Below are 8,984 nucleotides of genomic sequence, written 5' to 3'. Positions count from 1 at the left end.
AGTAGCCGCCGAGGGTGGGGACGTTCATCTTCCGCAGGCGCGCGACGGCGGCGCGGAACATCTTGAACGTGACCACGTTGCTCGTGGAGAGCTCGTAGGCGGTGGCCTGGGTGCCGGGGCGGATGCTGACCGGCGCGTTGACGGCCACGACCGCGTCGCCGACCACGTCCGCGCGGGCGGTGCCGAGGGTAAGCGTGCTGGTGCCCGTGTTCACGCCGGTCACCGTGTTCGCGACACCGGCGATGGTGACGTTCAGCGGGTTGGACGCCGAGACGGGGGTGGGCTTGCCGTTGACCAGGACGGTCTCGAAGCCCTTCACCGACTGGACGATGATGCTCGTGTCCGAGCTGCCCGCGGTGGTGCACCAGGTGCGTCCGCCGGCGTAGGCGCCGTACAGCCTGTCCCGGGCGATCCGGTTGAGCGACTGGCCCGCGTTGATGGCGAGCTTCTGCACGTCCTCCAGGTACTTCGACGCCAGCGACATGCGCGACTGGAGCATGTTGGTGTCGATGGCCGAGCCGTACTGGTCCATGGTGACGGACCACTGCTCGATGCCGTACGTCTGGGTGGACGGGTCGCTGCCGGTGATCGGCGTGGTGACCGGGTTGAGCAGGCCGGTACGGGTGAAGGTGCCGGTGTCGCCCAGGTTGGCCGACCACGGCCGCGGAGTAGCGATCATCGGGTACAGGAACTCGGGCAGCAGCGCGTCCTCGAAGGTCCTGTACAGCAGGCCGTTCTGCATGATCTCCCGGATCGCGGCCGGGAGGGTGGACCGCACGTCGTGGCGGTCGAGCTGGAACGCCCAACGGGCGGTCTGGACAGTCATGAATCACTCCTCAGTGATCGTGATGGACACGAGGTCCGGGTGCTGCCGGGCGATCTCTTCGAGCCCGAGCAGCGCGGTCTGTGCGATGGCCGACACCGCGGCGCACACGCGGCCCTGCTCGGCGTGGCCCTCGTGTCCGTCCACCTCAATGGAGGTGAGGCCCGGCCCCAGATGGGCTCGGATGCGGATCACTGGCGGGGGCGCACGCCGTACTTGGCGAGTTCCGCCTCGAACGCGGAGTGGTCGGCAGTGCGGTAGTTGGTGGGTTCGGGCTCCTTGCGCGGCCCCTGCGACGGGTCCGGCTTCGGCGTCTTCTTCGGCGGCGGGTCGGCCTGCTTGCGCAGGTGAGGCTTGCGCTCCAGCAGATCGTCGAGGTCGGAGCGGATCGAATCGAGGTCGATCTCGCCGTCATCGCCGGCGTAGCTCGTCAGGTCGAGGAAAGCGTGAGCGTCCTCAGGGTCGGCGAACGCTTCCGCCGCGAGAGCCCGCACCTCGGCCTTGACGGCCCGCTGTGTGGCCTTGACGGCGCGCTGCTCGGCCTTCTCGGCGCGCTGGGCGGCCTTCTCCGTCTCGCTCTTGTCGCGGTCCTCGAACTCGGCGACCTTCGCCGCCAGCTCGTCGGCCAGCCTCTTCGCTTCGGCCGCCTCTCGGCGAGCCTTGGCCCGTTCGGCCTTCATCCGCTCCAGCGCCTGCTTGCCCTTGTCGCCGAGCTGGTCGGCCCCCTCAGGCTCAGGCTCAGGATCGGGCACATCCGGTTCGGGGTCCGGGTTGCCCGGGTTGTCGTCCGGCGGGTCCTCGTCGAAGCGCGCGAGGTCGAACAGCCAGTGTCGTTCGGTGTACATGGGTCTCCCGTTGCGGGATCAGCCCCGGCCCTTGCGGCGCGGGGAGGTCTCAGATGAGGTAGCCGAAGCGGCGGAGTTGACCGATGGCCTTACCTCGATCGCCTGCGGCATCGCGGTAGATCTGCTCTGGTGTCGGGCGAGGCTCCCGGCCGGCACCGTACAGGCCGCGGCGCGTGGTGCCCTCGCGGGTGTATTCGCGCCCGCCAGCCACGTAGGTGGCGCCCCGTCGGCGCGCATTCACGACTTGGGCGATGTCGCCGCCGTCGCGGATGGCCTCGGCGGCGGACTTGCCGAATGCTCGGTTCTGCTGCTCGCGAGACATGCCGTCGAACGCCTCGCGCGGAGACTGCACCAGGAGCCGTTCGGGGCTGCCTTCGGGGATCGGCAGGTGGTAGCAGTCGCAGTTCGGATGCCGGGCGAACCCCGTCGACCAGGAGTAGGCGCGGCCAGCCAATACGATGCACCGGCCACAGGACGGCGGTGTGAGCATGCGGACGTAGCTGACGAAGCGGCGGTTGGCCACCATCCCGACACCGTCAGCGACGCGCCCGGCATCGGTGGTCTCCGTCTCCAGAATGCGGGTCAGGCGCGCTAGCCCCGACCGCAGCGCCAACTGGTCGTCGACGCCCACGGCCAGCAGACCGAGTGCCCGCAAGGCGGGCTGCATCAGCAGCGACCGCAGGTCCCTACCGTCCGCCGCCACGCCGGCGAACGCGCCCGGATTGACGACGCCCGCACCGAGCTGGGGTACGCCCTGCTCGCGCGCTACCGCTGCGACGTACGGCTGCGACAGTGAGGCCGCGGCCCGCTGGCCCAAGGTGAGGATCTGAATGATCGTGTCCAGCGCCGCCAGCCAGGAGTCGAGCACGTCTGCTGCCCGCACTGTGGCCCACAGGGTTTGCCCCTGGTCCACAATGGAACGGACGACGGCCTGCTGTGCCTGGTAGTGGGCCTGGGCGATCTGCTGGGCGGCCATCAGGCCACCGGTTCAGGTTCAGGCTGCTTCTCTTGCGGCGGCTTGGGCCCGGTCAGCGCGGCCAGGTCGCCGGCCATCACCCGCTGGAACGCGTTCTCGGCGACCTTCTCGTCCTCCTCCTCCATCCGTTCGATCTGGACCTGCGTGTACCCGAGGTCCTCGCGCGTCTGGTGAAGAGGGACGATCTTCGCCGTGTACAGCTTCACTGCGGCGTCGGCCTTCTGCGCGATCGTTGGCGTGGCGGCGTCCCGCCAGAGCGTTTCGAGGCTCTTGGCGTCGTCCGCCGTCTCGTCACCTCGCACCTTCAGGACGAGGCGCTGCACCCGCTCCCAGGAGCCGCCGTAAGAGCGCTGGCGGCGTTCTGCTCGCTTGATCAGGCGCGACTCATCCGACCGGATCGCATCCGCGCTGGCCGGGTTGTCCGTGGCGTGGCCGAGGAACCGGGACGGAAGACCGCCCAGAGAGGCAACCATCATGGCCAGCAGCTTCAACGTCTCATGGAAGTTGGCCAGGTTCGCCTCGGGGAACTGGCCGACCTCGACGCCATCTTCCTGCTTATGCTTCGGGATGGCCCAGACTCGGCCGATGATCCGCTTCAGCGCGGAGATCTTCCGACCCTGCTCATCCTGGAAGTCCGACTCGTCAACACCGATCGCCCAACGCCGGGGAACCGCATGGAACTCGCCGGACACCATCATGTCGGTCGCCATCTTGCAGGCCGCATCCGACAGCGGAACGATCGGCTTCAGCTCGCTGACCCCGTTAGGGCGCTTCGTACGCGGCCGGTTGACGATCGGCACGACCGGCACTTCGTCGAGCTCGTGCTCATCGCGCCCATGGTCAGGGTCTTCCACCCAGTCGCCGTCCCGCTTAACCCACCAGACGGTGACGCCGGGCAGGTAGAGGGTGGCGTGCTCGACTTTGCCGTTCTCGTCTTCCTCGGTCCACCGCTTCACCGCGGCGGCAACCTTACGCGTGCGCGGGTCGTGCTCCGCGTACACCTCCAGCGGCGACTCGACCGTCACGATCGGAGTGTTCGCGTCGTCCTCGTTCGCCCCAACGATCACGTAGGAACGGCCCATCACGAGCGCGTCAACATGCGCCTTCTGGGACTCCTCGTCCAAGTCGTTGGCCTGCCAGATGCGCCACAGCTCTTCATCGGCCTCGGCCTGCCGGCCGAAGCGGAAGCCCTCGATGTCGAGGCGCTCCTCCACCGAGTCAGCGACCAGGCGAGGCCACTCGACGACGACCTGCCGGACCCGCTCGTCCAACTCCTGGAGCAACTCCGGCGCCATGTACGACAGCGGCTGCTCGCCCTCGTAGTAGGCGTCCCACTTCTTCAGCTCGGGCAGGTCCCTGTCGTGGCACTTGATGAGGTGCATCAGCCATTCCAGCGCGGAGCGAGCCACCATTCACCTCATCTCATGACGATCACCTTGGAGGGGCGTCTCTTCCGGAACAGGCCAGCGGCCTGTGCATCGCCAGCGGCCTCATGCGCGAGCACGGAGCAAACGGCGAGGTCGATCTTCTGCGTCTGGCTGGGCTTCTCCAGCACGTACCGCTGGTTCGGCCGCGGCGCCTTCCGGGCGTTCTTCACGTGGATCGCCGTCGTCTTGCAGCCATCGTGCGTGAACGCCGACTCAGCCTTGGTCACGTCCACCAGGAGACGCTGCGTCGCTGCATGCATCTGCACCGGCCGGTACGTCTCCCACCGCAAGACCACCTTGTCGCCGTACTTCTCCACCCAAGCGTCGATCTCGGACTTCCAGTCAGGCGGGTCGCAGTACATGCGCACGACCTTGTACCGGGACATGAGCTCGTCCACCGCGGCGGCGACCTCCAGCCGCGGCACCTGACCGCCATGCTCGGCAGGGTTCCAGAACGTCGGCGTCTGGTCCGGCCCGAACGTGGGCGTGAACTGGTAGCCGGCGCCCGTCTCGGCCCGGATTCCCGTCCAGTCGTCGCTGTCGCTGCCGTCAAACCCGAGCACGATCGACGTCCCGTCCGGCACCTGCTCCGGCCTCGCACGGCCGTCCCACACGTCGCCGTCCATCCACGAGCCGCCGGCGTAGACGATCCGGTTGCCGAAGAACCGCTCCGCCTGAGCGGGATCGGTCTCGGCGAGCTCGGCGCACTCCGCCTCGATCATCGGGACACTCGCGTGCGGAGACCCGGCGTAGTTGAACCGCAGGATCTTGCGACGCTCCGCCCTGTTCTTGAACGACAGGTTCGCCGGCGGCGGCTCATAGAAGCGGAAGACGTCCTTCGCCTTCCCCTCGAACGTGCGCTGCGCCGTCGACTGCTCGGCAGGGTTGAAGCAGTTCGTCGTCTCCATCGACCTGCCGCCCATGCCGGCCGCGCCGCGGCGCATCGTCTCGGCGACCTTCACCAGCTTGTTCGTCGCGTTGTACAGCTGCGACTCATCCTGAAGGCAGAAGATGAGCGGGTTGCCCAGCCGGGACATGGCGCTGGAGGTGACCACCTCGATAATCCCGTCGTTCGGCAGCCGGATGAAGCCCTCACGGACCTTCATCAACTCCGCCAGCCGCGGCCCCTTCGCCATCGCCTGCAACGGCCGATAGACGTTGTCGACCTGATCCTCGGACGTGGCCAGGAGCTGGATCAGCGGGGTCGGCCACGGCATGCCCATCGGCTCGCCCGGCCGGTACGTGTACGTCCATCCGCACCCGCACCCGTGATCAGCGCACCGGTACTGCTCGCCGCCCTCAGCCCAGCCAGCGAACAGGACCGGCCCCACCGCTTCCGCGCAGACGATCGTCGCCGACCAAGGGCCTTTGCCGGTCTTCTGCGGGGCGATGATCTGCGAGCGGCGGTAGAAGAACGCGGCGCCGCGGGTCGGAATGCCGTTGCTGTCGTACGCCTGCGCGTCCGGCTTCACCCTGTAGTGGTTGAGCGTGCACCAGAGCTGCCAGTCGTACATGCGGAACGGCCGGCCCTTGGAGAAGCCGTCCGGGACGATGCAGTGCCGCTGCGTCCAAGCGGGGACAATGAACAGGGTCGGGAAGTCGACAACGTACTTGTCAGCCGCCGCCATGAGTCACGACCGTGAACCGCGACCGGACATCCTCGACGTCGTCGACAGGCTCCTCGCGCTCCTGCCGCTTCACCGCAAGGTCATCCTCGGCGATCTTCCAGCCGTTCTCTTTCAGTCCCGCGGGCGTGAGCCCGATCTGGTCAGCGAACCGCACGACGACGTTCCCGAGCGCCGCTGAGGCGTCCTCAGCTTCCATCCGCACGGACCAGCGCACCCACATGGCGACCGTCCGCCAACGCCACGGCTGAATCGACCAGGCCGCCGCCTGAGGGGTACGCCACGCCTCCTCCCACACCTCCAGCTCGCGAGCATTCGCCAGCGGGAGCGGAAACTCTGGCGGCTCACCGTCGTAGCCTTCGGCCGGCAGGGCCGTGAACACCACCCCGCGCTGCTCCGAACGCCCCGACGACTCGTCAGGCTGGGGGCCAGACCTGTTCCGGGCACCTCCACGCGCCATGGTCGATCACTACTCCCTCGCCGCATTGCGCGACATCAGGCCAGCCAGTCACCTTGCGTGACAGGCCGTAACGTTTGAACCCTCCGCGGGTGGCAGCGCCCTCCCCCGCGGTCCTCTTCGGGTCCGGGCTGGGGGGTGCCCCCCGGGGTGATGGGGCTACTTGCTGTGGGCTTTGCGTGTGGCTGCGGCTTTGCGGGCCATAGCGGTGCGGCCTGCCTTGGTGGCGCCTGCGTTGGCGATCTGTGCTGCGCGCTGCTTGCCGAGTTTGGGGGCGAGTGTGTCGTACACGTCGTGTCGGCCTTTGGCTATGTGGCCTTTGCCTTTGCCTGCCATGGCATGCCTCCTATCGGGCGTTCCATCCACCGGGCTGGTCGCGGGCTGTGCGGCTGGAGTGGTGGGCGTGTGCCATGGCCCTGAGGTTGGATGGGTCGTGGCCGCGTGGGCCCTTGGGTCCTAGCCCGTCTATGTGGTCTACGTCTGTGGCGATGGGGCGCAGGTGCACGGGTAGGGCTGCACAGTCGTCGCACTCGCAGTGTGGGTGGGTACGCAGGTACGCCTTGCGTGTGCGGCGCCATGCGCTGTCGTAGCCTCGCTGGAATGCGCTGCCTCGCTGCCGTTCGGCCTCGCGCTTGCAGTCATCGCACCTGCCGCCTTGGGTTAGCTCAGCGCAGCCGGGGGTGGAGCACACGGACATCGCCTTGCGAGGCATGGCGTCTCACCACCTGCGGTGATTACAGAAGCTCGGGATGCGACCTGCATAAACGCGGCACCGATGTGACGGAGAGTGAACCGGGCGGGCGCTGCCCAAGCGAAGGCGCTGCATGTGAGAGAGTGCCTAAGCCCGCCCGGGGGTCTATGGGGTCAGGGGGAATCCGGCGTCTCTGGCGCCTTCGCGAGCAGCTCGTCGATCTGGCGGTGGAAGACGTTGTGTTCTTCCCGCCAGCGCTCATCGACCAGGCATCCGCAGCGGGTACACGTGTAGGAGTCGGCGCACATCATGACTCCAGCCAAGCAGGATTGAAGCCGGAGCGGTGGCGGCGACCTCGGGCGAGCGCCTTAAGGGTCGGACAGTCGTCCTCGCACTCGATCCACAGGCAGTTGTCGTCCGGGCTCACACACTCGTGAGGTCCCTCGTGGCAACTCAGGATGAACAGCTCCGCATCGCAGCGGGCGATCGTGTCCTGCGGGTCGTGGCGGCACATGTGGTCGGCGTCGGCCTGTTTCCAGACACCACCGCAGTAGTGGCCGTGACCGGCGACCGTGGCGTCAGGTGCTTCGATCTCAAGGCCGCTTTCGAACTCGCTGGGGTCATCGACTGTCCAAGGTCCGGGCGTCGCCGCTTCGGCTGCTGCCTTGTCGCCCTCTATCGTCGCCTTCAGCCAGGAGAGCAGATCAGACATCTCAGCCCTGCTTCCGGACTGGAGCCACGTGCAGCGTGATCGATCCGAAGACATCCCCTGTACCGCCGTAGCAGTCCCAGCCCACGATCTTGTACGTCTTCCCGTACATGTGGACGACTGACTCCGTCCCGGGGTGGGTGGGCAGCACGACGGCGGGCGGGCCATCCGTGGCAGGCGCGGTCCAGCCGAGGGTGATCAGCGCTTCGCGAGTGGACTCCGAGATGTACAGCTCGGAGGTCTCGAACTCCATGCGCTGGACCTCGACGAGCGCCATCTCCAGGTCGACGCGCGGCGGGGTGCCGGGGTCGAGGCTCATCGTCAGCGAGCGGACACCTCGGGAGATGTCGTGGCCGTCCACCTGGAGTCCGTGGGCGCCGAAGCCTCCCGCATTGGGGAGGATGGTGACCTTGTGCCGCTTCATGTCGCTCTCCACAAGAGGGCTGTAGGGGGTTGTTGTGCGGCCCCGACCAACCCCCCCAGCAAGACGGGGCCGCACGATCAAGGGGTGCCGGCCTGGCGCTCTCCGCCCTCGGACCCCTCAGTCCACAAAGAGCACCAGGCCGGCAGCTCGACGCGGTCACGGGGAAGAGCCGCGGAGCGGGCGCACTCCCGCCGAGAGTGCGCGTCTATGGGGATCTCTAAGGCTGTCTAGGCTGCGGGCCTGAGCGAGGCGCGCAACAGGTCACGCTCTTCAGCGGTGGGAGGCACCTTCTCGCCGCGGCGTAGCTGCCGGGCGATCGTGGCGAGATCAAGCCAGTCGTACCAGGCTGTCTTGCCGAGCTTCAGCAGCTTGCGGGCGTGGTGGCGGGAAGCCCACACGCGGACGGTGGGCTCGGGGATTGCAAGGCGTTGCGCGGCCTGGGCGATAGTGATCCGCTCGGGCATGCCGGTCACCCCCAGACATGCGAAAAGCCCTCGACCATCTGGTCTGAGGGCCTTTGCTCCCACTATGAACATGACTTATAACAGGTCATGTCCGAAAACGCGAGTTAGGCGCGCCGGGCGACCAAATCGTCTGTGGGCGCGGGTCGCACTCCCCGCCGCCGGTAGGACTTGACTCGCGCAGAGCGGACCTTTGTCAGGTCCGCGTACTCGTCCTGGTTGTACTCGGCGCGGCACTGGCGGCATTTCGCCCCTGCCTGCTGCCCGTCGTCGTCGAGGACTTCGTACAGGTCAGCGAAGCCGCAGTCGCAGTAGACGCCGGACAGGTGGCGGGCGGGCTGCCGGTTGTCGGTGAGGAGCCGGCGGCAGCGGTGCGCCAAGTACAGGATGTCGAGGCCAGCGTCGGCGCCGGACAGGTCGACCAGTTCGCCGTCGCGCATCATCGGCTCGGCTTCCAGCGCGAGGAGCGCGTCGAGGTGGGCGGAGATGATGGTCCACGCCTGCGTGAGGACCGCCCCGTCCCTGCGGCGGCGGGACGTCTCGGTG

General features: G+C 67.7%; 12 protein-coding genes. All 12 read right to left on the bottom strand.

Annotation, left to right across the window (positions count from 1 at the left end; all coding sequences use genetic code 11):
- Positions 1-826 (bottom strand): major capsid protein (locus BMX74_RS42150; RefSeq protein WP_218154261.1); only part of this gene is annotated, 826 nt, incomplete at its 3' end.
- Between the two features lie 3 nt (positions 827-829).
- Positions 830-1,018 (bottom strand): ribosomal-processing cysteine protease Prp, encoded by a 189-nt coding sequence (locus tag BMX74_RS42145; protein ID WP_091106050.1) that lies wholly within the window; start codon positions 1,016-1,018, stop codon positions 830-832.
- Positions 1,015-1,668, bottom strand: a complete 654-nt coding sequence (locus BMX74_RS42140; RefSeq protein WP_091106049.1) for a hypothetical protein — start codon at positions 1,666-1,668, stop codon at positions 1,015-1,017. The genes BMX74_RS42145 and BMX74_RS42140 overlap by 4 nt, the downstream gene beginning before the upstream one ends.
- Positions 1,669-1,717: 49 nt before the next feature.
- Positions 1,718-2,644, bottom strand: coding sequence for a hypothetical protein (locus BMX74_RS42135; protein WP_091106047.1), 927 nt, complete (start codon positions 2,642-2,644; stop codon positions 1,718-1,720).
- Positions 2,644-4,056 carry a phage portal protein gene (locus BMX74_RS42130; RefSeq protein ID WP_177227755.1) on the bottom strand — a complete coding sequence of 471 codons (1,413 nt, stop codon included), beginning with the start codon at positions 4,054-4,056 and terminating at the stop codon, positions 2,644-2,646. Before BMX74_RS42130 ends, BMX74_RS42135 begins: the two co-directional genes overlap by 1 nt.
- Positions 4,057-4,061: 5 nt before the next feature.
- Positions 4,062-5,699 (bottom strand): hypothetical protein, encoded by a 1,638-nt coding sequence (locus tag BMX74_RS42125; RefSeq protein ID WP_091106046.1) that lies wholly within the window; start codon positions 5,697-5,699, stop codon positions 4,062-4,064.
- Positions 5,686-6,081, bottom strand: coding sequence for a hypothetical protein (locus BMX74_RS42120; protein WP_091106043.1), 396 nt, complete (start codon positions 6,079-6,081; stop codon positions 5,686-5,688). Before BMX74_RS42120 ends, BMX74_RS42125 begins: the two co-directional genes overlap by 14 nt.
- Positions 6,082-6,312: 231 nt before the next feature.
- Positions 6,313-6,489, bottom strand: coding sequence for a hypothetical protein (locus BMX74_RS44745; RefSeq protein WP_177227754.1), 177 nt, complete (start codon positions 6,487-6,489; stop codon positions 6,313-6,315).
- 662 nt (positions 6,490-7,151) lie between these two features.
- Positions 7,152-7,556: a DUF6221 family protein gene (locus BMX74_RS42110; protein WP_091106042.1), complete on the bottom strand. Its 405-nt coding sequence runs from the start codon at positions 7,554-7,556 to the stop codon at positions 7,152-7,154.
- 1 nt (position 7,557) lies between these two features.
- Complete coding sequence (locus BMX74_RS42105; RefSeq protein WP_091106040.1) at positions 7,558-7,977, bottom strand: hypothetical protein; 420 nt, start codon at positions 7,975-7,977, stop codon at positions 7,558-7,560.
- Positions 7,978-8,204: 227 nt separating this feature from the next.
- Positions 8,205-8,441 (bottom strand): hypothetical protein, encoded by a 237-nt coding sequence (locus BMX74_RS42100; protein ID WP_143078974.1) that lies wholly within the window; start codon positions 8,439-8,441, stop codon positions 8,205-8,207.
- A 104-nt stretch (positions 8,442-8,545) separates the two neighbouring features.
- Positions 8,546-8,984: hypothetical protein (locus tag BMX74_RS44740; protein ID WP_177227753.1), on the bottom strand; the 439-nt coding region annotated here is incomplete at its 5' end.

Source organism: Nonomuraea pusilla (genome assembly GCF_900109355.1).
Lineage (GTDB): Bacteria > Actinomycetota > Actinomycetes > Streptosporangiales > Streptosporangiaceae > Nonomuraea > Nonomuraea pusilla.
The sequence above is the reverse complement of the archived record's forward strand: the minus strand, read 5'-3'. Positions and strand labels throughout refer to the sequence as shown.